Source organism: Amycolatopsis sp. NPDC028719 (genome assembly GCF_055565395.1).
Genome location: NZ_JBVHUL010000006.1, coordinates 195,398 through 217,177, shown reverse-complemented (window position 1 = coordinate 217,177; position 21,780 = coordinate 195,398). Strand labels below are relative to the sequence as shown.

17 protein-coding genes are annotated in these 21,780 nt (G+C 72.1%); 2 read left to right on the top strand and 15 right to left on the bottom strand.

What is annotated here, in order from left to right:
• Positions 1-59: 59 nt before the first annotated feature.
• On the top strand, positions 60-3,308 hold the full coding sequence (locus ACZ4TR_RS28915; protein WP_465290146.1) for a phage tail protein: 3,249 nt from the start codon (positions 60-62) through the stop codon (positions 3,306-3,308).
• Entirely contained in the window at positions 3,305-3,898 is a 594-nt protein-coding gene (locus tag ACZ4TR_RS28910) for a hypothetical protein (protein WP_465290144.1), read from the top strand. The genes ACZ4TR_RS28915 and ACZ4TR_RS28910 overlap by 4 nt, the downstream gene beginning before the upstream one ends.
• Positions 3,899-3,930: 32 nt before the next feature.
• Here the strand turns inward: ACZ4TR_RS28910 and ACZ4TR_RS28905 are convergent, their stop codons facing one another.
• The 15 genes from ACZ4TR_RS28905 to ACZ4TR_RS28835 are packed head-to-tail and all read right to left on the bottom strand — an operon-like array spanning position 3,931 to position 21,773.
• The gene (locus tag ACZ4TR_RS28905) at positions 3,931-4,227 is read right to left on the bottom strand and encodes a hypothetical protein (RefSeq protein WP_465290142.1); all 297 of its coding nucleotides are present in this window, start codon (positions 4,225-4,227) and stop codon (positions 3,931-3,933) included.
• Complete coding sequence (locus ACZ4TR_RS28900; protein WP_465290140.1) at positions 4,220-6,286, bottom strand: ATP-binding protein; 2,067 nt, start codon at positions 6,284-6,286, stop codon at positions 4,220-4,222. The genes ACZ4TR_RS28905 and ACZ4TR_RS28900 overlap by 8 nt, the downstream gene beginning before the upstream one ends.
• A 1-nt stretch (position 6,287) precedes the next feature.
• Positions 6,288-7,985, bottom strand: a complete 1,698-nt coding sequence (locus ACZ4TR_RS28895; protein WP_465290138.1) for a hypothetical protein — start codon at positions 7,983-7,985, stop codon at positions 6,288-6,290.
• Entirely contained in the window at positions 7,982-8,497 is a 516-nt protein-coding gene (locus ACZ4TR_RS28890; RefSeq protein WP_465290136.1) for a hypothetical protein, read from the bottom strand. Before ACZ4TR_RS28890 ends, ACZ4TR_RS28895 begins: the two co-directional genes overlap by 4 nt.
• On the bottom strand, positions 8,490-9,617 hold the full coding sequence (locus tag ACZ4TR_RS28885) for a hypothetical protein (RefSeq protein ID WP_465290134.1): 1,128 nt from the start codon (positions 9,615-9,617) through the stop codon (positions 8,490-8,492). Before ACZ4TR_RS28885 ends, ACZ4TR_RS28890 begins: the two co-directional genes overlap by 8 nt.
• Complete coding sequence (locus tag ACZ4TR_RS28880; RefSeq protein WP_465290132.1) at positions 9,614-11,647, bottom strand: hypothetical protein; 2,034 nt, start codon at positions 11,645-11,647, stop codon at positions 9,614-9,616. The genes ACZ4TR_RS28885 and ACZ4TR_RS28880 overlap by 4 nt, the downstream gene beginning before the upstream one ends.
• Complete coding sequence (locus ACZ4TR_RS28875) at positions 11,644-12,843, bottom strand: hypothetical protein (protein WP_465290130.1); 1,200 nt, start codon at positions 12,841-12,843, stop codon at positions 11,644-11,646. Before ACZ4TR_RS28875 ends, ACZ4TR_RS28880 begins: the two co-directional genes overlap by 4 nt.
• 13 nt (positions 12,844-12,856) lie before the next feature.
• Positions 12,857-14,773 carry a phage tail protein gene (locus ACZ4TR_RS28870; RefSeq protein WP_465290128.1) on the bottom strand — a complete coding sequence of 639 codons (1,917 nt, stop codon included), beginning with the start codon at positions 14,771-14,773 and terminating at the stop codon, positions 12,857-12,859.
• Entirely contained in the window at positions 14,770-16,806 is a 2,037-nt protein-coding gene (locus ACZ4TR_RS28865) for a putative baseplate assembly protein (RefSeq protein WP_465290126.1), read from the bottom strand. Before ACZ4TR_RS28865 ends, ACZ4TR_RS28870 begins: the two co-directional genes overlap by 4 nt.
• Entirely contained in the window at positions 16,803-18,692 is a 1,890-nt protein-coding gene (locus tag ACZ4TR_RS28860; RefSeq protein ID WP_465290124.1) for a baseplate J/gp47 family protein, read from the bottom strand. Before ACZ4TR_RS28860 ends, ACZ4TR_RS28865 begins: the two co-directional genes overlap by 4 nt.
• Positions 18,689-19,093 (bottom strand): GPW/gp25 family protein, encoded by a 405-nt coding sequence (locus ACZ4TR_RS28855; protein WP_465290122.1) that lies wholly within the window; start codon positions 19,091-19,093, stop codon positions 18,689-18,691. The genes ACZ4TR_RS28860 and ACZ4TR_RS28855 overlap by 4 nt, the downstream gene beginning before the upstream one ends.
• Complete coding sequence (locus ACZ4TR_RS28850) at positions 19,090-19,722, bottom strand: phage baseplate assembly protein V (RefSeq protein WP_465290120.1); 633 nt, start codon at positions 19,720-19,722, stop codon at positions 19,090-19,092. Before ACZ4TR_RS28850 ends, ACZ4TR_RS28855 begins: the two co-directional genes overlap by 4 nt.
• Positions 19,719-20,912: a phage late control D family protein gene (locus ACZ4TR_RS28845; protein ID WP_465290118.1), complete on the bottom strand. Its 1,194-nt coding sequence runs from the start codon at positions 20,910-20,912 to the stop codon at positions 19,719-19,721. Before ACZ4TR_RS28845 ends, ACZ4TR_RS28850 begins: the two co-directional genes overlap by 4 nt.
• 13 nt (positions 20,913-20,925) lie before the next feature.
• Positions 20,926-21,594: a CIS tube protein gene (locus ACZ4TR_RS28840; RefSeq protein ID WP_465290116.1), complete on the bottom strand. Its 669-nt coding sequence runs from the start codon at positions 21,592-21,594 to the stop codon at positions 20,926-20,928.
• Positions 21,591-21,773: a putative phage tail protein gene (locus ACZ4TR_RS28835; RefSeq protein ID WP_465290114.1), complete on the bottom strand. Its 183-nt coding sequence runs from the start codon at positions 21,771-21,773 to the stop codon at positions 21,591-21,593. The genes ACZ4TR_RS28840 and ACZ4TR_RS28835 overlap by 4 nt, the downstream gene beginning before the upstream one ends.
• Between the last annotated feature and the right edge of the window lie 7 nt (positions 21,774-21,780).

The following is a 21,780-nucleotide window of genomic DNA, read 5'->3' as shown; positions in this document are numbered from 1 at the left end:
AGGAGAGCCGTCCCATGCCGCCGCCACCGAGGGCACGTGCGAAGCTCCCGACCCTGACCGTGGAGGCGGCGCCGGCGGTCGTGCAGGCGGCGGTGAAGGAGCGTCCCCCGCGGCCGAAACCGGCTCCGCTGCCTCCGTCGAACGCGGCGGCCCTGGCGGCGCTGCGGGCCGGTGACAAGAAGCCGCTCGCCGACCCGTCGCGGAAGCAGTCGCAGGACAAGGTCGGCAACGGCGCGGTGGCGGCGGGCCTGGTCAGAAGCCCCGGCGCGGACCCGAAGTTCGCGGTGCTGAAGAAGGACGTCGCGCAGAAGAAGCGCGCGGTCGCCAAGTCGCATCCCCCGGCGAACAAGGAAGCGACGTCGGCGCAGGACGCCTCGGTGCCGCCCAAGGACGACGAGGTGGCGCAGGGCAAGACGGCCAACGCCGAGAAGATGAACGACGCCAAGCCGAAGGACTTCGACAAGGCAGCGTTCATCAAGGCCGTCGAGAAGGCGATCGCCGAGAAAGCGCCGAAGAACCTCGAAGAGGCCGACGAGTTCTCGGATTCGGGCAAGCCCGCCGAGGTCAAGGCCGAGGTCGCCGGCAAGGTCGGCGAGGGCAAGAACGATTCGGCCGAGCAGATCGCCGACACGACCGCGGCGCCCCCGGACACGTCGGCCGCCGAGGTCAAGCAGGTCGTGCCGATGGCGGCCGACCGCCCGCCGGGCACCCCGGCCACGCCGGATCCGGCGAAGGCGACCCCGGACAAGCTGCCATCGTCGGCCACGGACCTGTCCGCGGGCCCGGCGAGCGTCGACCGGGAGATGGCCGAGAACCAGGTCACCGAGAAGCAGATGTCGACGGATCCCGCGTTCAGCCCGGCGCTGAAGGACAAGAAGGCCGCGGAGAAGCATTCGTCGGCGGCGCCGCCCGAACTTCGCAAGAACGAATCCCGGCAGCTGCGCCAAACCACCGCGCAGGCGAAGCACTTCGGCGCCGCCGCCATGGGCGCGATCGCCGGCCGGCGGGTGCGCACCGGCAAGCAGGTCGGCGGCGGGAAGGAGTCCACGAAGGCCGACGACCAGGACAAACGCACCCAGGTGACGGCCATTCTGCACAAGGTCTTCGACACGATGAAGACCGACGTCGAAGGCATTCTCAAGGGCTTGGACAAACTCGTCGACGATCAGTTCACGAAAGGCGAGAAAGAGGCCCGCGACGCGTTCACCGCCGAACACCGGCGCAAGATGGACGAGTACAAGGACCGGCGGTACAGCGGCGGGTGGGGCCTGGTCAAGTGGGGCCACGACAAGCTGTTCGGGCTGCCGGAGGAAGCGAACCGGATCTTCGTCGAGGCCCGCGACCACTACGTCAAGCGGATGCGCGAGGTCATCTCGGGCGTCGCGGACACGATCGGCCGCGAGCTGACCCGGGCGAAGCAGCGCATCGCGACGGGCCGTGCGGAGCTGCAGAAGACGGTCGACAGCCTGCCGAAGGACCTCAAGGCGCTGGGCAAGCAGGCGGCGGCCGGGTTCGCCGACCAGTTCGACGAGCTGACCCAGTCCGTCGACGACAAGAGCACCGAACTGGTCGACACGCTGGCGACGAAGTACACGGACGCGGTGAAGGCGGTCGACGCCGAGATCGAGGCGGAGAAGGAGAAGAACAAGGGACTGGTCGACAAGGCGCTGGACGCGGTCAAGGGCGTCATCAAGACGATCCTCGAGCTGAAGGACATGCTGCTGGGGGTACTCGCGAAGGCCGCGCAGGCGGTGATGGGGATCCTTCGCGATCCGATCGGTTTTCTGGGCAACCTGGTTTCGGCGGTCGGTGGCGGGCTGAAGCTGTTCATGAGAAACGCCGGCCGCCACCTCCAGCAGGGTGTGTTGTCGTGGCTGCTGGGCACGGCGGCGACGGCCGGAATCACGTTGCCCACCAGCTTCGACGCCGTGGGCATCCTCCTGATGATCACGAGCCTGCTCGGCTTGACCTGGGCCAACTTGCGGGCGCGCTTGGCCCGCAAGCTGCCGAAGGAAGCCATGACGGCGATCGAGGCGGGCGAGCACGCGCTGCCTATCGTTTTGGAGGTCCGGAAGCGCGGAGTCCGCGCACTGTGGGACGACCTTCGCGGCCGCGTCGGCGATTTGAAGAAGACTTTGGTCGACAATCTCGTGTCCTATCTTCTGCCGACGATCGTCATGGCCGGTATTACGTGGATCATTTCGCTGTTCAATCCGGCTTCGGCTTTCATTCGTGCTTGTAAGATGATCATCGACATCATCAAGTTCATCGTGACCAATGGCCGTCAGATCATCGAGTTCGTGAACACGGTGCTGGACGCGGTGATCGCCATTGCGAAGGGCGGAGCCGGGGGTGTCGCCGGCCTGGTCGAGAAGGCTCTCGCGCGGTCGATTCCGGTGTTGATCGGGGCTTTGGCCGCGCTGCTCGGGATTGGCGGGATCGCCGGGAAGGTCAAGGAGATCTTCCAGAAACTCGCTCGGCCGGTGAACAAGGCTGTCGATTGGGTGATCGGGAAGATCGTCGGGTTGGCCAAGAAGGTGTGGGCCAAGGTCAAGGCACTGCGCAAGAAAGTCAAGGCCAAGGAGGATCCGAAGAAGGACGAGAAGCCGTCGGACGAACGATCCGCCGCGGACAAGCTCGCAGCGGTTCGCGCGGCCGCAGCCGAGGTGGAGTCGATCGCCGGCCCCACTCCGGATCAGAAGAAGCTCAGCCGCCGACTTCCCGCCATCAGAACCAAGCACAAGCTCACCAATCTCCACGTGAAGACCTTCCCCGACGGGGAGTTCGAAGTCATCGCGGAAATCAACCCGCGGCACGCGACCAAGAAGTGGCCACCCGGAGAGACGAAGTACACGATCGTCGTGAACGGAAAGAAACAGATCAAGCCCGAGTACACTGGCGGGCAGATGATCAGACGGCGCCTGTACAGCTCAAGCAACCGCGGCCCCACCCAGCGAATAATCAAAAAGTTCGTCACTCCCAGGGCATATATCAAGGACGAAGCGACCGGAGGTTTCAAGAAGTCAGCTTACGATACGGCCACCCACTGGGAGGGTGCTCCCGGTCAGATTGTCAGCATCGGTGACGATCGGACAAAACCGACTCTTGAACACGATCTTCCGGTCGTCACACACTGGAATACAAAGGGAAACAACACCGACCAGAGCACAAGAATCACGTTCTACCACTTCAAAGGCCGAGAGGACGAGGCCAAGGTCGTGATGTTCAAGGTGAACCGTGAAACCGCGGAGTCTGCCGAGTACACTGCGAAGCTCGGCCCCGACTTCAAGGAACCTGGACAATCATGAGCGATCCACTATATCGGCTGTGGTATCCGACCCTGCAGCAAGCAGGCACCGAAGCCTCCATCATCCTGACCGGCGGTACTCGGACCGAAGCTCCAACCGGTCCCCGCTCCTTCTTCGAGACTCTCCTCGACATCGCCGAAATAACCGGTCAGTTGGTGGCCTGGCGAACGAATCCGTTCATGTCCGCATATTTCAGCAAGGGTGACTGGCAGGAATCCTGGGATGTGAAGCTCATACTTTCCGATGCGAAGAAGCCCGCGTATCACACCATCAAGGGCGCCGGCGTCTTCGCGGAACCAGAAGCATACGATGCGCCGAGCCAATACCTGCCAGTGCGAGTGTTCGCGGACTTCTCACGACTTCGAGACGCGGAAGAGTGCCGATTGGAACTCAAGGAACGTGCTGCACAAGCCGAATGGGACGAGGTTCACTACGAAGGCTACAGCGTTCGCGATCTCGCTCCCCGGCAGACACAGCTGGTGGTGACCGTGAGCACCGGTGAACGTTCCGACCTCGCGCGCATCATCGACGCTGCCGGAACTGTGATCAGCATATGCGAGAACCGTGGTGCCCGGACGCAAGTGACGTAGCCCGGTCACACCTCCTCCGGCGATGGACGGCGTCAACTGCCGGGGCAGGCTTCCTTCTTCGGGACCACCATCGGGACCACCCGCATAGCCGCCCCCGCGATCGCGGCGTTCCCCACCCGGTCCTGCCCCACCGCCATCGTCGACGCCAAATGCGACGGCACCGTCTTCGACGAACCATCCATAGCCGTCTTCGCAGCCTGAGCGTTCCCGACCACCGCAGGCACCAAAACGAGCTTCTGATGACCGCGATCGGAAGCCGCGGAAGCCCGAAGCTCGGCCGCCGTCACCGGAACTGCCGGTTTCGTCTGTGGAGGCACCAGCTCAGGCATGGGAACTCCCCTCGGTCAGGAGCCCAGCATACCGGCCCAGCTCGGCCGGGCGGAACAGCCGCGCCTCGCGCTGGAACTGGCGCGTCACCCCGCGGACCACGTGCCGCATCGAGATCGACTCACAAGCAGAGTCGGCGGCAGCAAGAGCCGCGGTTCGGGCCGCCGATGTGATTCCCGCTCCCGTCATGTCCAAGCGGCACAACGCGTCGAGATCCAGGTCGGCGGCCAGCGGGGCCTCCGGGGGGAATGCCAGCTGCCACAGCCGGCGGCGCTCCGCCGACGATGGCCGGGGGAAGTGGACCACGAAGTGGAACCTGCGGGTGAACGCCGCGTCGATGTTCTCCTTGAGGTTGCTCGTCAAGATGATCAGGCCGTCGCTCGCTTCGAGGCGTTGCAGCAGGTAGCCGACCTCCAGGTTGGCGTACCGGTCGGTCCCCTGCTTGACCTCGCCGCGCTTGCCGAACAGCGCGTCGGCCTCGTCGAACAGCAGCACCGCGTGACTGTCCTCCGCCTGGCGGAACACCTCCTCCATGTTCTTCTCCGTCTCCCCCACCCACTTCGACACCACCTGCGCCAGATCCACCTTCAGCAGCTCGAGCCCCAGCATGCCGGTGACGACCTCCGCCGACATCGTCTTGCCCGTGCCCGGCTCGCCGGTGAACAACGCCTTCACCCCGCCGGTCGACGCGCGGCGGGCGAACCCCCAGGACTCCGCGATGCGCGGCCACGCGCGAAACGCCGACGCGATCTCGGTGATCTGGCTCAGCTGGGCCTCCGGCAGCACCAGGTCGTCCAGCGTGCGGCGCGGGGTGATCGCCTGGACGACCCCGCTGGTGCGGCCCCGGGTCACCGTCGCGATCGCCGGCTCCACGTGCTCGGTGCCCGGGTGGCCGGTGCCGGCCAGGCGCGCGCCGGCGGCCGCGACCGCCGCCACCGCGCGGAGTTCGCCGCCGCTCATGCGGTAGCGGGCGGCCAGATCCGCCAGCACGGCCGGATCCAGCACCGGGAACGCGGACGACCACATCTCCTGGCGCTCCGGGAACCCCGGCGCCGGGATCGTCAACTCCGCGTACGTGCGGGCGGCCAGCAGCCCGGGCGGGCGCCACGGGTTCGTGCCCGTCAGGCACAGCGGCACGCCCGATCGCACCAAGGCGTCGTCGAACCCGCGGTCCATCGGCAGCCACAGGATCGCGTCCAGGGCGGCCGCGGTCCGCAGGTCCTGCGCGACGTCGGCGGTCGCGCGGCGCAAGTTTTTCCCGGCCGCCGCGGCCAACGCCCCCGCCGCGTCGACCTGGCTGTCGGCCGGGCACCCCCACAGACCGACCACGTCGATGTCACCGGCGGCCAGCGCGCGGCCGAGGGCGCCCAGCCGCTCCGACCGGAGGTACGGGGACGCCACCTGCCGCTCCGGCCGCGCCACCTCGCCGGGGTCGTGGCCGAGGCTCCCGGCGTCGCCGCTCCAGCCCATCAGGTACTCGAACACGCCGCCGCCGAGCGCCAGTTCCCGGGCCGGCTCGCTCGGCGCCTCGCCGTACGCCTGCAGCAGGCCGTAGCGGCGCAGCCGGCCGGCGGAGCCCAGCGCCCGGCGGACGGCCAGGCGGTCCGCCGGGCTCTCCGCGACCACGGTGACCAGCAGCTCCACGCACGGCGCCCGCCGGTTCAGGTTGTCGACGACGTACGCGTAGACGCGCTCGTAGCCCGGGTCCAGCTCCGGCGCGGCCACCAGCAGCAGCGCGTCCTGCTCGACCCGGGTGAGGCCGTAGCGGGTCGCGAGGGCGTCCAGCGGCAGCGTCACCCCGCGGGCCGCGGCCAGGCGCCGGAGGTGCTGCTCGGATTCCGGGTCCGGGCGCGGCGCGGAGGGCGGCTCGGTCATCGCCTCGGTGAAGGCGTCCACGCGGTCCAGCAACGCGTCGACCTGCTCGTCGGTCACGCAGAACGGCGCCAGGTCCGGGCGCGTCAGCAACGCCGCTGCCTCCGATTGGCGGGCGACGGCGATCCGCAGCGCCTGGTGCAGCTCCGCCAGGCGCACTCGCAGGTGCTCGACCGCCAGTCCACTCATTTCAGCCACCGGAGAAGGTCAGGGTCCGGCCACCCAGCCAGACCACGTTCGGCACGTCGGTGAGGGCGCCGCCCCGCGACAGGTCCGCGTGCCGGCGGCCCAGGGGAATCTTGACGCGCACCGCGTCGCGGGTGAACCGCACCGTGGCCTCCAGGTCGGCGAACCGCGTCAACGTCAGGACCGGCGTTTCCGCGCCCCACAGCTGCCAGGCGATCATGCCCAGCGCGAGGGACGCCGCGAGCGCGACGCTGTGGTCGAGCGCGTGGTCCCGGGCCAGGGGTACCGCCCGGCGGGCGGCGAACAAGGTGCGGACCAGCTCGTCCAGGCGCTCGGCGGGAAGCCCGGCCGCCAGCCGGGGTTCCACCCCGCCGGTCGTCCACAGTGGAGTCCGCGAGCCCAGCCGGGTCAGGGGGTCGTCGCGCAGCGGACGCGCGTCCGTCAGGAACCGGACGCCCGCCGCCGCCAGCTCCCGCAGGCACGCCGGCGGCAGCGGGCCGTCCCGGACCAGGACGGGTGGCCGGGCGCAGGCTTCCCAGTGCGGCAGCAGACCCTCCACTGTGGACGACCACGCCACCGGGAAGAGGCCGGGGGCGTCGACCAGCAGCAGGCCGTCGTCGACGCCGGCGACCAGCAGCGGCACGGCGGGATCGTGGCCGCGGCACAGGGACAGCGCCAGCACGCCGTCCAGCACCGGCAGCGCGGGACCGATCTGCCGGGCGAAGCCCGTCAGGTCCGGAACCGAGCCCAGGCCCGCGAACGTCGCGGCCGCGACGTCGTCCTCGGGGGTCCGCCGCCAGCCCCGCTGCGGCTCGCCCAGGACCTGGTACGCCAGGGCGGCGGCGAACAGCGGCGCGTCGCCGAGCAGGTCCACTCCGGACAGTGCCGGGCCGATCGCGTCCAGGTAGCCGGTCCGCGCCAGTGGACCCGGGAGGAGGAACGGCAGCACCGAGCCGACCCTCGTCTCCCCCACCGGTCTCGGGACGGCGGTCACGCCATCGGACGCGCTGTCGACGGCGGCGGCAGCACCAGCCCGCTCGCCGGTTTCCCCGGGCGGCGAGCCCGGCAACTCGAGGAGTTCCGCACGCGTCGTGGGTGGACCCGGAAGACCCAGCCGGCGGGCCAGTTCCGCCGCCGGCCCGGCGACGGGTCCGGGAGCGCCCGGGTCAGCCGGTTCGCCGGCGCCCTCGGCAAGAAGCGCGGACAGGTACCGCCGCACCGTCTCCTCGGGGAGCAAGGCGAGCAACGCGGTCAGCTCGTCCCGTGCGGCGAGTTCCTCGAACAGCGCGGCGACCGGCGCATCCGTGACGAAGTCCGGCGGCTCGACGAAAGCGTCCGGTGTGGACGGTGCGACCGACGCGGCCGCCGTCCCATCCGGCACCGACACCGGCACCGGGGTGGGAACCGGTTCGGACAATGGCTCCCCGCTCGCCGCCCGGTCGAGGACCGAACTCGCCGGCAGCAGCCCGCCTCCGCCACGCGCGGCCAGGCGGACGGACAGGCGCACCGGCTCGGTGATCTCCAGGTCCGGGCCGTCGCCGGTGAGGTACTCGCCGAACTCCGCGGCCAGCAGGTCCGGCAGCGCGTCGAGCACCCGCTGGACCAGCCCCCGGGGATCGGGCCCCCAGCTCCACCCACCGCGCCGGACCACGCGCACCGCGCAGCGGTGCACGGTGATCTCGCCGCCGGTGGGGGCGCTCACTGCTTCTCGACCTCGTCCAGCCGGCCCGCCCAGCCCGCCACCAGCAGCAGCACGGCGTGCGTGCCCGCGCTCACCGTGACCGGGAGCGCCACGTGGTCGGTGTCCTTCGTGACGGTCCCGGTGACCGGCACCGTCCCCTGGCCCTCGGACACCAGCGCGAACACAGCGGTGTCCTGGGCCGGGTTCCCCGGCAGCGCGACGAGCAGCCCGGTGCCGTCGAACGTGGGCGGGTCCAGCGTCGGCAGTTTCGCCAGCGCGGGCTTGGGCGGCTGGTTCGGCACACGCGTGACCCCGTACGCCAGGGGGTCGGTGAACACCTCCGGCTGGTCGTCCGCCTCGTGCACGGCCAGTTCCCGGCCCGGCAACGTCAAGGTCGCCGCGCCCGCGCGCACCGGCAGCGCGGCACCGACCAGCGCCTCCACCGCCGGCACCGGGAGGTCGATCGCCTTGACCGCACCCACCACGACTCCGGTGCTCGACTCGTACACCGCGAAGACACTCACCTCAGCCACCCCCACTCGTCGCCGGGACCGTCGCCAGCACCAGGAAGTCGACCGAGCCCGGCCGTTCGGTGACCGCCGGGCCGGTGCCGGGGTCATAGGACCGCAGCAGGCACCGGACCCGCCGGTCACCGTCCACAGTGGCTTCCGCCGGCACCGTGAGTCCCGCATCAGAAGGCGGGATGCGCGGGGTCACATATACGTGCAGCGACACGCGGCCGTCGTCGACCTCCTCCGGCGTCACCCCGGCCGGCAGCGGCAGCACCATGCCGTCCGTCGCGCTGCCGGAGGTCGCCAGCACGCTGCCCGCGGAGATCCGGCCGGAGAAGCTGCCGGCGATGGTCAGGTTCCCGTTGGCCTCCACCGTCATCAGCGGGTCGACTTCCCCGGTTCCCCGGTACAGGCCGTAGACCAGCGTGGGAGTGTCCGATCCGGACAGCACCAGCGCCGGCTCGCCTTCGCCGGCCAGCGGCCGGGTCCGCAGGGACAGCGAGCCGGACCGGGCCGACACGGTGTCCGCGCGCACCCCGGCGAACCGCGGGCCGACGGTCCGGGCTTCCGGGACCGCCGCCGTGAAGTGACCGGCGGTCCACTGGACGTAGCCCAGCAGCACCAGCCACGGCACGGGCGGGGCGGCCGGCGCGGCGCTCACCGGGGGCGGCTGCTGGTCGGCGACCAGCCGCTCGTCACCCAGTCGCCGGAAGAGGATCTGGTACGACTCCTCGACGCGGGACGGCCCGGCGGATCCGGCGCACGACGTGGGCCCGGTCGCCGGCTGGGCGCGGTCCGCGGCGGTGAGGAACACCGGGTACGGCTCGGAGGTCGGCCGGTCGGCACCGTTGACGGCCTCGAAGTCCGCCTCCGACAGCACGACCGGCGCCGGCACCACGATCTCCCGGCCGGTCCCGTCGATCGCGAGCCCGGCCTGCACGCTCACCTCGACGAAGCGGGCGCCGGTCTCCGGGTCGGTCCGGTTCTCGGTGGTCAGGGCGAGCCCGTCGGCGATGCCCCACTCGTGCGACAGGCGCGCGTGCCGGACGGCGGCCGCGCGGGCGTAGGCGACGGTCGCCGCCAGGTCCGCGGCCGCGAGCACCTGCCCTTCGCGGAACTCCGGGCGCAGCGGACCGGTCACGACGTCTCACCCGACCGCGGCTTGCGGGCGGACCCGCCACTCCGGCTCGACGACGACCGGGCGCGCCGCGGCGGCGGTTTCGGTTTCACCGTCTCCTCCTGATCCTCCGCTGCCGAGTCCGATTCCGAGTCGGACTCGGTGCCGGACTCGGCGGCCGGGGCGCTCTCCAGTTCCGACAGCCGGTCGGAGAGCCGGTCCGGCAGCTCCTCCCGCACCTGCGAGACCTGCTCCCGCGCGGTGTCCAGCTGTCCCCGCAACGCCTCCACGGTGGCGATCAGGTCACTCACCTGTCCTCGCAGCGCGGTCATCTCCTGCAGGCTGTCGGTCACCTCGGCGGGCACCGTGTACACCTGATCGCGCACGGGCTTGGGCACGGTCTCCCCCGGCGCCGGCGTCACCAGGAGGTCCCACATGTGCTCCAGCGGGCCTCGCTGCCGCCACGGTTCGAGCAGTCCCGGCACGTACGGCCGCGGGATCGGGCCCGACGCCGGCACCCCCGGCGGTGCGTACTCGGGGGTCGGCTGACAGCAGATCTGCTCGGCGAGGTGGCGCAGCTGGTAGAGCTTCGGCAGCCACTCGCCGTACGCCGAGCCGCCCGGCAGCACCTGCTCGCGCGTCGCCGAGCACACGCGCACGACGTCGCAGCCGTCCAGCTCGAGGTGCGCGAGCAGCACGTCGTCGTCGGCGCAGTCCGCGCACGGCGGGTTCAGCGTCGAGCAGGCCGCGTCGGTGACGAACCGGCGCACGCAGGTGGTCAGCTTCCCGGCCGCGTCCGCGAGCAGCCCCAGGTCGGCGAGCGCCAGCCGGTGCGCGGAGTCCGGCTCCGGGACGGGCAGCGGCTGCGGGACGGCGACCTTGCGCACGTCGTCGTGCAGGAGGCAGTCCGCGACCCCGGCCACCCGGTCCAGCCGGCCGAGCAGCCACTCCCGGATCCGCACGAGGTCGGCCCGGAACTCGGCCTCCAGCACGTTGTCCAGCGGGGTGCCCTGGGCCAGCAGGCGCACCTCGAGGGGCGCGTCCGGGTCGGCGGTCGCCACCCGGTTCTTCGCCTCGGCCACGACGGCCAGCGCGACCGCCCGGTGCGCCGGCTCCGGCCACACCTCCTCCGGGCTCGTGCCGGCCAGCCGGTCGCACGCCGCGCCGAGCACCTGCCGGGCGGTGTCGATTTCGCCGAGGTCGTGCTTGGCCTGCAGGTCCTTCTGGCCCGCGGCGTCATGGGTGTCGTACCGGGCGAGGGCACTCGCCAAGGCCCGCACGTACTCGGTCTGCTGCCGCGCCACGGGCGGCTGCGGGACGCCTTCGCCGCTGTCCCGCAGCAGCCGGAGGTTGTCGGCGTACCGGACGGCGTCGGCGTCGTCGAACCGGATCGTCCGGGTCGAGGACGAGCCCGCGACCGACATCGGGGCCAGGTAGTGCCCGAGCCGCCGGCTCAGCAGCCGGACCCGCTCGTAGGCGTCCTTGTCCCCGATCTGCGTCAGGAGCTTGGTGGCCGGGTTGTACCGGTGGTCGTCGCCGGTGTCGCACTTGACGACGAACCGGAAGCCCTCCTGGACCCGCGAGGGCACGCAGCCCGGCGCCGGGCACGGCTCCTCGGTCGCGAACGGCGAGACCGGGTCGGCCATGCTCTCCTCGTACCGCACGAAGAGCCCGTAGTGGCGCTGGTCGTCATCGCACGGGTCGCCGCACGAGACGCCCGGCGAGGACACCCGCAGCTCCCGCACGAGCGCCTGCACGTCCACCTTCTCCTTGCAGGACAGGACGATGTCGTTGCCGCAGCAGTCGAGGGCGTGCCCGGGGTGGACGGACACCGTCCCGCCGGCGCACGAATCGCACGTGACCTCGAGCCCGCACACGACACCCGGGCCGGACACCATCCGGTTGTGCAGCCGGTCCTTCCCGGCCACGTAGTCGGTCAGCAGGCCGAGGTCGTCCTCGGTGAGCAGCTGGCCGGCGAAGAACCGCGGCCGGACGAACGCGGCCGGGAAGGCGGGCGCGCCACCGCACCCGCACCCGCAGTCGGGCTTGCTCATGAACGCTCCTCGGTGACGAAGAACCAGCTCTCGAAGACGTCCCCGCCCGCGCCGGTGCCGGACGTCCACGGCCCGATGCCGGACGGCGGGACGAGGCAGCCGGCCGGGTCGGGCTCGGGGTGGGGGTCGTGGCCGTGGCCGGTTTCCGTTTCGGCGTCGGCCTCCGCCCGGCCGAGGAAGGGCACCCGGCCGCCGACGTTGGTGCCGTCGACCGGGCGGCAGCAGTGGTCGAGGATGAACGCGGCGCGGACGGTGATCAGCACGCGGTCGCCGTCCTGCAGCGTCTCGCGGGTCGTCTGCCGGTAGCGGAAGTGGTCGGTGAACTCACCGTCCTTGCCGGTGGGCTCCTCGAACTGGCCGCCCATGTACCAGGTGTCGGCGTTGCGGCCGGCGCCGCCCTCGATCACCTGGATCTCCACGACGCCGCGGCGCAGGCTGTCGACGCGGACGCCGTCGGAGAACCGGACCACCAGCCCGCCCGAGTTCTTCTGCGTGCCGAGCAGCTCCTTGGCCTCGTTCACCGAATAGGTGTGGCCGTGCCGCCAGTTGACGCCGGTGATCACGGTCGGCACGCGGCGGCCGAAGAAGCGCCGGACGTCCAGGTGGATCTGCTCCTCGCGGACCGGCTTGCCGAAGTCGACGTCGTCGATCCTGGCCAGCCACAGGACCTTGTGCTCGCACGGGGTGCAGCAGGTCTCGCAGCGGTCGTCCTTCGGCGGGGTCTTGGTGGTGACCCGGACGCAGTAGCTCTCCTCGGTGTAGCCGTAGTCGCAGTCCGAGGTGTCCGCGCACGCCGAGTTGAACACCGTCCGCGTCGGCTCGACCGCGCGCTCGGTGTACTCGACGCCGACCCAGACCGTCGTGGTGCCGGTGCGCTCGTCCTCGTGCAGCGCGTCCCACAGGTCGATCGCGCAGCCGCCGGGGACGACGATCTCGTTGCCGTCGCAGTCGACCCCGAGCCCGTCTGTGATGCGTACCTTCGCGTGGTGTTCCGTCTTGTCCTTCGGGTCCGCCGGCGGAGCGGGTTCCACGAAGAGCCCGCAGACCACGCCGTAGCCGAGCAGACAGCGCATGCGCAGCTTCAGCTTCTCGCGGAAGTACTCCTGCTCGCGCTGGAAGTCGCGCGCGGTGAGCAGCCGGCCGTGGAAGTACCGCAGCCGGCGGAAGGGCTGTTCCTGTGTCGTTGCCTCGGTCATCTCTTCTGTCCTCTCAAGACACTCGCGTGTGGACCCCGACCGCGGACACCACGCCGGCGGTCACCCCTTGCCGTGCGCCGTGGGGCCCGGGCCTCAGTACTCCGTCGTGGTTCAGGCGCGCCGTCCCGACCACGGGTGGCGGCAGCGGGACGAACGCCGTGTCGATGCCGACCGCCGACCGCGTCCCGACCACGAACCCCGTCCCGCCGGCGCGCACCGATCCCCTCGTGTGCGCGGGTGCCTGCCGGGCCACCAGGCGCCGCACCGCGTCCTCGTCCGCGGCCCCGGAGGGCAGCAGGACCCGGAACCGGTGGGCGTGCTCGGTGAGGGGATCGGTGTCCGGGTCGCCGAACGCCCGCAGCGGCGTCGCGCCCAGCGTCGAGGTGCCGAGCCGCAGCCGCGACGACGAGCGGCCGAAGAGCCGCACCGACCCGAGACCGCGGGCGGTCGCCGGTGCCGCGGTCGCGTGCACCTGCGCCCAGTGGCGGTCGCCGGCCAGCTCGTCGATCACCGGGGTGACGCCGAAGACGAGGCAGATCGCCTCCTTCAGCGCGCGCGGCGTGCCGCGCCGCCGGTTCAGGCGGGGCGCGGCGGCGATCAGCTTCCGGCGCGTGTCCGCGTCCCAGCCGGCCTCGAACGAGAGGCCGAGCAGCCCGGCCAGCCACGGCAGCGCGGCGTCCGGCACGCCGGTCGCGTCGAGCAGCGCGGGGTACCGCTCGACGACCTGGTCGATTTCGGCGACGCTCGCGTCGAACAGCGCCAGGAACCGCTCGGTGAAGTCGTCCGCGGCCGGGTCCTGCCGGAACGCGGCGGGCAGCAGGTCCGCGCTGGTGGAGCGCGGGAAGTCGAGCCGGATCCGGTGCAGGACCGGGGTCGCGGCGGAGTCGCCGGACAGGCGGGCGCGCAGGGTGAGGTGGCGCCCGGGCGGCTGGTCGACGAGGAAGTCGGTGACCCCGGCGGGCGCGGTCTGCCAGTCGCTTTCGGCGAACCGGTCGTCCTCGGAGACCACGATCGACACGGTCACCGCGGTGCCGGCCGGCACGTCCGCCTCGACCCGCACCCGGTGCCAGCGGCAGCGCGAGATGCCGCTGTCGATCAGGTGGGTGGTGAACTCGCCCTCGGTCACGAACCGACCGGCCTCGGACGGCGGGGTTACGCGCGGCCGTCCCGTCCAGTCGTAGCAGGAGGTGACGTCGCCGTCCGGATTCTTGTCCCGCAGGCAGAAGCCGTCCTCGTCCGCGGCGAAGAGGTCGCTCGGCGGGAGAGCGGCGACCAGCTCGTCCACTGTGGACTCGTGCTGGCCGCGGTAGATCCGGAACCGGCCGGCTTCTTCCGTGAGGAGCCGGATCTCGCGGCACGGGCCGGTGCGGATCCCGATGATCTCGCCGTCGACGTGGGTCCGGATGACCTCGCACAGCGTTCCGTCGGGGCCGTACCGCCGGAGCCGGTCGCTGCCGGCACTCGCCACCAGGACCTGCTCGTCCTGCGCGAGCGCGACGACGGTGGCGTGACGGTGGTGGATCACCGCGGTGAGGTGGTCGCCTTCGTTGCGCCAGACGAAGACCCGGCCGGAGTCGGCGACCGCGATCCGGTGCCCACGCGCGGCCACGGCCGTCGGTTCGTGCAGCAGGCGGGGGTCGCAGTGACGCGGCCACACGGGCAGCCAGCCACCGGCGCAGGTGTCCCGGCGCAGCAACCTCTTGCCGGACAGCAGGTACCAGCCCCCGGGCCGGCAGCCCGGCGCCAGGCGCGGGTCCGGGAACCACGGCAGCAGCTGTGCGCGCGTCGGGCCCTCGGGGGAAGCGCCCGCGCAGGCCAGCCGCACACCGGCCTTGTCGGTGAACCCGACGACGCCGGTCATCGTCGCTTCGTCCCACCCGACGACGTCGTCGAGGAGCCGGAAGGTGCCGGCGGTGGGCGTGCAGGTCATGACTCCTCCACCGGGATCAGCAGCGGGCGGTCCGGCCAGACGAGGTCGTCCGGCGGGATCGCGTGGTCGGTGCACGGCGGCAGCCGCAGGCCGTCGGCGGTGAGCGAGAGCCCGGACACGGCGAGGACGCCGTCCACGGCCAGGAGCCGGCGCACGAGCGGGGTGTGGCGCACCGCGCCGCCGAACGGCCAGCCGCCACCGTTTTCCCCGCCGCGCAACGGGTCCAGGTAGGTCGTCACCGCGTCGGCGGCCCGGGCGAGGACGGCGGCCCGGTCCTCGTCGGCGTCGAGCACGACCCGGGCCTCGACGGCGATCCGCCGGAACCCCGTCGGGCCGGTGGCGACCGTGACACCGGCGGGCGCCACCTCGCGGGTCAGGAAGTCCGCCACCGCGCGCAGGGTGGCGGCCGTGGGGACGGGCGGCTCGGGGTCGCCCGGGTCGATCGGCGGCACCACGAGAACGCCGACGACGCCGGGGATGGGCGTTCCCGGGAAGCCCGGGTGCAGGCCTGGAACGCCGTGCGCGCGGGCGATCGAGGCACCCGGCGCGCGCAGGGCCAGCAGGCCGTAGTCGGCGGGCGCGACGGCCCGGCCGCGCGACCGCAGCTCCCCCACCCCGCGCCGCACGACGTCCGCGTCCGGCTCGGCGTCGGTGCCGCCGGTGGCGGGGAACGGGTTGGTCACACCGGTCACGAACGGCCTCGCGGTGACGACGCCGTTGACCGCGCCGGCGGCCACGGCACCCGCCTTTCCCCCGCCGACGCGGTACCGGAGGGCCCGGACGTTGCGGAAGCCCGGCGGCACGCGTGCGCCGTTGACGCCGTCGCCGAAGGTGACCACGCCGGTGTCGTAGTCGACCGCGAACACGCGGTCGTCCGGGCCGTACGCGGCGAGGCTCGGCACCTCCTGCCAGCGCGACGCGGTCTGCCCGGTGGTACCGAAGAGGTCGCTGCCGGGGTCGTCGTCGACCTCGATGACGACGGTGCCGGCGAGGATCGGGACCTGGCTCAGCCGCAGCCGGCGCCGCTCGGCCGGTGCCGCGGGGTCCTGGATCGGCTCCAGGGGCTCGTCGAAGATCGTGTGGGCGGCGGTGGCGGCGACGGTGTTCAGCCGCAGGCCGGACACGAGCGGCGGCGCGACGGCGAAGAGGCCGTGCGCCACCTGCAGCCGCAGCCACCGCAGGGCCGGGCCGGGGCGCGTGGCGGGCGGGCGGCCGGGTGCCCACGTCCGCGGCAGCCGCAGCTCGATCGTGCCGCCGGCGCGCAGCCCCTGGGTTTCGTCGCGGACGACTTCGGCGGGCACGAAGCGGCCGCCGTCGAGCACGTCCCAGCGCAGCAGCGGCCGGGGTTCCGGCGGCAGCGGGGTGAGCCCGCCGGCGGTCGCGGGCGCGGGCGGCGCGGCCGCGATCACGAAGCCCAGCGACAGCGAGGGGAACGGGCTCGAGGTGCCGTCGAGGCCCAGCCACAGGGCGTTGCCCGGCCGGGGCTCGGTGCCGAACGGCGCGAAGGGCCGGCCGGGCCCGTTCGGCCCCAGCGGGACCGGCTCGAGCGCGCCGCCTCGCTGCACCGCGAGCACGCCCAAGGTGGTCGGGGTGGCGTAGAGGTCCTGGCCGGTCTCGTAGACGATGTCGCCACCGGAGCCGGACGCGGCGGCCTGGAAACCGGCGGGGACGAGCACCGACGCGCCGTCCGGCGGGGCCACGGTGAACTCCAGCAGCGCGGCGGCCGCGGTGGCCGGCCGGCGGCGCACGCCCGCGGTGTTCAGGTGCTCGGCGAGGATCTTCTCCGGCAGCCGGTTGACGCGGGCGAGCACGGGCTCGGCCTGGGTGCCGAAGAGGCGTACGAGAGCGACCCCGGCGTCCTCCCGGCCGGGGTTGGTCCAGTCCGGGGTGTAGCCGGGAACACGGTCCCGCACGGCGGCGCGAACGGCTTCCCGCGTGGCGCCGACCAGTTCGGGCTGCTCCCCGGACGGCCCGGGGCCGGGGACGATGCGGGGTTCCTCGGTGGAGTCACCCGCCCACCAGACGTCGGTCACAGCAGTCCCTCCCCCGGCTCGACGGTGGCCACGACGTGCGTGCGGACCTCCCGCACCGACGGCAGTTCGCCGGCGCGCAGCGGGACGTCGTCGCAGGTTTCCGCCGGTTGCGCGCCGTCGATGCCGATCGCGACCGCGGTCACGTCCGCCAGGTCGCCGAGTGCCCGCTGCGCGGCCCGCAGCAACGCCGACGGCCGCAGCGCCTCGCCGAACGGCCAGCCCGTCCCGTCGTCTCCGCCCAGCAAGGGGTCGAGGAACCGGCCCAGCGCGTCACCGGCCACAGTGGACACCCGGGCCCGGTCGGCCGGGGCGCCGGCCAGGTCGACCCGCAGCCGGACGTCGCGGTACGCCGGGGCGCGCACGAACACCTCGGCTGTCAGCAGCCGGGCTTCCGCCAGCCGGTCCGCGACCGCGCACAGCGTGCCCGGGTCCGGCTCCGGCGCGGCGCCCGAAGGCACCGCCGGGACGATGTGGACGGTCACCGCGCCGGGCACCCGCGCGCACGGGAAGCCCGGGTGCTCGCCGACCGAGGCAAAGGCCCGGCCGACCGCCACGCCGGGGGTCGTCACGGCCAGGGTGACGAAGTCCTCCGCGGTGACGGCCCTGGTCACCTCACCGAGCGCGCCCGCCGCCCGGTCACGCGCCCGGGTCACCGTTTCCGGGTCCTCGCCGCCCTCGGCCTGGACCAGGTTCGCGGCGCGCACCGGCGCGTCGGCCGAGACGGGCAGCCAGTTGTCCGTGACTCCGCCGTTGCCGTCGCGCCCGCCGCCGATCGTGTACTCGACCAGCACGTCGCCGTCCGGCCGCGGGATCCGGCCGGTGAGCCCGTCGCCGAACACGAGCGCGCCGTCGTGGCGGTCCAGCAGGAAGATCCGGTCCCGGGAGGCGCCGAAGGCGAAGTCCGCCACCGGTTCCCACTTTTCCCGGTCGAGGCGAAGGCACGCGGTGAGCAGGCGGCCGGCGGCGTCGGGCAGCACGAGCCGCTGGCCGGGCAGCTTCAGCCAGTCGTCCGTCTGGTCCGCCAGCCCGGTCACCGTGCGGCTCTCGGCGTGCCGGGCACCCGACACGTTGACCGCCAGCCGCAGCAGCAGCGGCGGTGACGCGTAGGTCGCGGCCGGCGTCGACACCAGCACCCCGTTGTCCACTGTGGACCAGCCGGCCGGGGGCCGCAGGCGTACCACCCCGGACCGCCGCAACCCGCCGGTGCCGTCCTGGACCTCTTCGAACGTCCCGGAAGCGTCGCCGCTGGGCCGGAACCACGACCAGGTCAGGGCGGCGGGAGGCCGCACGTCGGCGACGGCCGGCCGCGACCACGACGGCGGCACCGGCGAGTCGAGCTCGACGAGCAGCGACACCCAGCCGGACGTGGTGTGGGCACCGGAGAGCGGTAGCGTGAAGCGCGCCGAAGCGGCCGAGCCGTCGGCGGCCAGCAGCGGAACCCCGCGGCGGGCGAGCAGGTCCGCGGTGCGGTCGCGATCGGTGAACACCGCCGCCTCACCCGAGACGGGGAACGCGGTGACGTCGTCGTCGAGGGTGAACCGGATCGCCGCGGCCGGGTCGCGGGCGAAGACGGTCCCGGCGGGCACCACCGCCGGCTCCGGCGACTCGGTGGTGAGCGCGAGGACCGTGGCCGCCGGCCGCGCGGGCCGCGGCGGCTCGAGGCCCAGGAGCTTGAGGATCGCGACGACGAGCTCGTCCGGGGCCTGGTCCAGCCAGAAGAGCCGCTGCTCCAGCAGGTACGCGAACAGCTCCAGCAGCGTGATCCCCGGATCGACGGGCGCGTGCAGCGTCCACGTGCCGCCCGATTCCGCCGGGACGCGCCGGGTGCCGGCCGACATCAGGTCGGCCCAGGTCAGGTCGTCGAGCTTCGGCACGGGGAGGGTCATGGCGTCGTCCCCGTCAGGCCGAGGTAGAACGGGAAGACCAGGTTGGCCTTGGTGTTGGTGCGCCGGATCCGGTACTCGATCGACACGGTCACGCGGGACTCGTCGGCCGGGTCGGCCTCGGCGAGGACGTCGGCGAGCTCCACCCTCGGCTCGAAGTCGCGCACCGCGTCGGCGATCGACCGCTCCAGCTCGCGCAGGTTCTGCACGCTGCCGGGCGCGAACACCGACTCCTGGGCCTGGGTGCCCAGGTCCGGCCGCATCACGCGCTCGCCGGTCGCGGTGAGCAGCAGCGCGCGCAGGCAGTGCTCGATGCTCGTCTCGCCGACGGCGTAGGAAAGCCGGCCGGCCTCGTCGGGCAGGATCGGGAACCGCCAGCCGGTGCCGAGGAAGGGTTCGCTCACGTCGCCTTCACCTTCTTCGCGAGCACGGACGGCGGCAGCGGCGTCGCGGGACCGGTGGCGCCGCCCGGCGCCGGGTGGGTGTGCTGGACGAAGGCCTGGAGGAGCGCGTTGCCGAGCACGACGGGCTCGGTCGAGCCGCCGCCGAGGTCGACGTCACTCGCCTTGACGGTCACCTTCTGAGCCTCGAGGGTGATCTCCCCGCTGTCCTTCAGCACCACCTTCGCGCCCGCGGCGGTGCTGATGGTGATCTCCTTCGCTTGGTCGTCGAAGAGGATCTGGTGCCCGGCCCGGGTGCGGATGATCTTCCGGTCGCGCCCGTCCTGGTGCGCGGCCGGCGGCTTCTTCTTGCCGTTGTAGAGCCCGCCGAGCACGTACGGCTGCCGCATGTCGCCCTGGAAGAACGCGACCAGCACCTCGTCGCCGACCTCGGGCACGAACACCGAGCCGTAGCCGGCGCCCGCGTGGAGCTGGCTGACCCGGATCCACGGACTGATCGACGCGCCGCCGTCCAGCCAGTAGTACTTGACCTTGACGCGGCCCTCGTCGTCCCCGTCGTTCTGCACGACCTCGGCGGGCGCGACGCCGTAGAAGCGCTGGTCGCTCGCCATCGCGCGGGGCATCGCCGTCATTTCCTGTCCCCCTGGAAGATCTTCCGGCCGGTGAACGTGGTGAAGAATCCGCTCGAGTTGAGGGCGTGCTCGACGCGCTTGACGAAGTAGGTGCCGGAGAAGCGCTTGCCGAGGCCGAAGATCTCGAGGTTGTCCCCCGGCCGCAGCTCCGGCAGCCCGGCCACGCGGCCGGTCGCGGTGATGAACTCGTACGCCCGCTCCCGCAGCAGCGCGATCGCCAGCTCCTTGGCCTCCTCCTGGCTGAGCACCGGCGCGTCGACGACCACCTCCTGCCGGCCGCCGGCCGCGCTCTCCGCCGCCTCCGGCCCGCTCTGCCCGTCGGCCTGGTTCTGCCCGCCGGGCAGGTCGTTCGCGGTCGCGACGTACTCGATCGGCTCCGCCTTGACCGGGTCCCAGCCGTGCACGGTGAGCTTGCTGACCTGGTTGGACACCGTCATGGTCGGCGTGAAGTCGATGAGGTTGGGCACCAGGCCCGCCGGCTGCCCGGCGGGTCCGGTGGCCAGTCCGGGTGCGTAGGCGAGGCGGAACAACCGGATCGGGCGGCTGTCGCGGCCGTCGGTGGGCTTGATGAAGTAGAGCGTCTGCGCGCCCGTTTCCGGGTCCGGCAGGAGATAGCAGTCGAAGTCGATCCGCTTCGCCCGCTCCATCAGGAACTGCGCGTCGGACTGGTTCTTCTGCACCACCAGGTCGTGCCGCGGGCCCTCGTGGGTCGTCTTGAACGCCAGCTTGTTGCGCCGCGCGATCTGTTCGGCGATCTCCCAGTCCGTCTTCCCGACGAAGTTCTTGTCCTCTTCCTTGGTGGGCTTGCGGTCCTTGAGCGCGAGCATCCCGTCCACGCAGGTGATGGAGACGGTCGGCGAACCGCCGTCGGGGAACTTGGGCGCGAGCGAGCTGATCGTCCCGGTGCCGACGGTCAGCAGCTTGTCCGCGTAGCCGAGCCGGACGGAGACGCGTGTGCCGATCTGCAGCTTCTCCGAGTCGCTGTGCTTGAACTTCAGCGTGACGTCGTCCCAGTTGTTCAGCTCGAGGTCGAAGCCGGACATCTCGTCGAGGTCGCGGTGCACCTTGACGTCGAGGATGTCGTTGCGGGTCGTCGGATCGGCCTGGAGGCCGTCGACGACCACCTCGAACCCGGGGGCGTAGCGGTCCGGGTCGGCGACTTCGGGCTGGGTGCCCGCGGGCACGGTCATCGCCGGTCTCCTCTCACGGCAGCCGGGGCACGGTCAGCACCAGCCCCGGCTTCAGGTCGCGGGGATCGGCGATCCCGTTGGCGCGCGCCAGTTCCCGCCACGCGTCCGGGCGCCGGTAGACGGCCACGGAGATGCGGTCCCAGGTGTCGCCGCGCCGCACCACGTAGCTCTTCTCCACCGTCGGTGACGACCGGGGCGGGTCGTTGGCCTGTTCCCTCGCCGGCCGGTACTCCTTCAGCGTGAGGTCGAGCTGGGCCCGCAGCGGCACGCCGTTCTTGGCGAACAGCACGTAGTTCACGTCCAGCTTCTCCAGCACGCCCCGGAACACGGTCTTGTCCCAGACGAACTTGACGATCGGCGGCGCGTGCAGGGTCTCCTGGGGCCGCATCAGCTTGCGAATGCTGTCCACATAGGACTTGCGGACGTCGTCGAGCGTGTCGGAGGTGTCCACCAGCGCCTGCACCGACAGCGACTCGCTGCCGCCGCGGATGTACTGGATCGGCGGGGTTTCGAGGCCCGGGATGGTGATCTCGGCGAAGGTGTTGCTCTTGCTCAGCTTGTACTCGGTCGGGTTGAACCGCAGCGGGATCCGCTTCGGCACGTCCTGCGGGTTCTCGGGCTGCTCGATCTCCAGGTGCGCGTCGGCGCCCTGGCTCACCAGCGAGAACGGCGTGACGCTCATCGGCCACCTCCCCCGAGCTTGCGGTCGTTGTCGCTGCGCTCGGCCCGGGCGCACTCCTCTTCGTACAACCGTGCCCACGCCTGGATGTGTTTGTTGAACAGGCGGGTGAACAACGCCCCGTCGTCGCCTTCCACCTGGAAGCGCACCTCGAGGTTGTGGATGATCAGGTTCTTGGGCACGGTCTGC

What these genes read in the sequence shown, in the direction of transcription:
- ACZ4TR_RS28910 (WP_465290144.1), top strand. Translation starts at nt 3,305, where the DNA reads ATGAGCGATCCACTATATCGGCTGTGGTATCCGACCCTGCAGCAAGCA.
- ACZ4TR_RS28905 (WP_465290142.1), bottom strand. Translation starts at nt 4,227, where the DNA reads ATGCCTGAGCTGGTGCCTCCACAGACGAAACCGGCAGTTCCGGTGACG.
- ACZ4TR_RS28900 (WP_465290140.1), bottom strand. Translation starts at nt 6,286, where the DNA reads ATGAGTGGACTGGCGGTCGAGCACCTGCGAGTGCGCCTGGCGGAGCTG.
- ACZ4TR_RS28880 (WP_465290132.1), bottom strand. Translation starts at nt 11,647, where the DNA reads ATGAGCAAGCCCGACTGCGGGTGCGGGTGCGGTGGCGCGCCCGCCTTC.
- ACZ4TR_RS28875 (WP_465290130.1), bottom strand. Translation starts at nt 12,843, where the DNA reads ATGACCGAGGCAACGACACAGGAACAGCCCTTCCGCCGGCTGCGGTAC.
- ACZ4TR_RS28870 (WP_465290128.1), bottom strand. Translation starts at nt 14,773, where the DNA reads ATGACCTGCACGCCCACCGCCGGCACCTTCCGGCTCCTCGACGACGTC.
- ACZ4TR_RS28860 (WP_465290124.1), bottom strand. Translation starts at nt 18,692, where the DNA reads ATGACCCTCCCCGTGCCGAAGCTCGACGACCTGACCTGGGCCGACCTG.
- ACZ4TR_RS28850 (WP_465290120.1), bottom strand. Translation starts at nt 19,722, where the DNA reads ATGACGGCGATGCCCCGCGCGATGGCGAGCGACCAGCGCTTCTACGGC.
- ACZ4TR_RS28845 (WP_465290118.1), bottom strand. Translation starts at nt 20,912, where the DNA reads ATGACCGTGCCCGCGGGCACCCAGCCCGAAGTCGCCGACCCGGACCGC.
- ACZ4TR_RS28840 (WP_465290116.1), bottom strand. Translation starts at nt 21,594, where the DNA reads ATGAGCGTCACGCCGTTCTCGCTGGTGAGCCAGGGCGCCGACGCGCAC.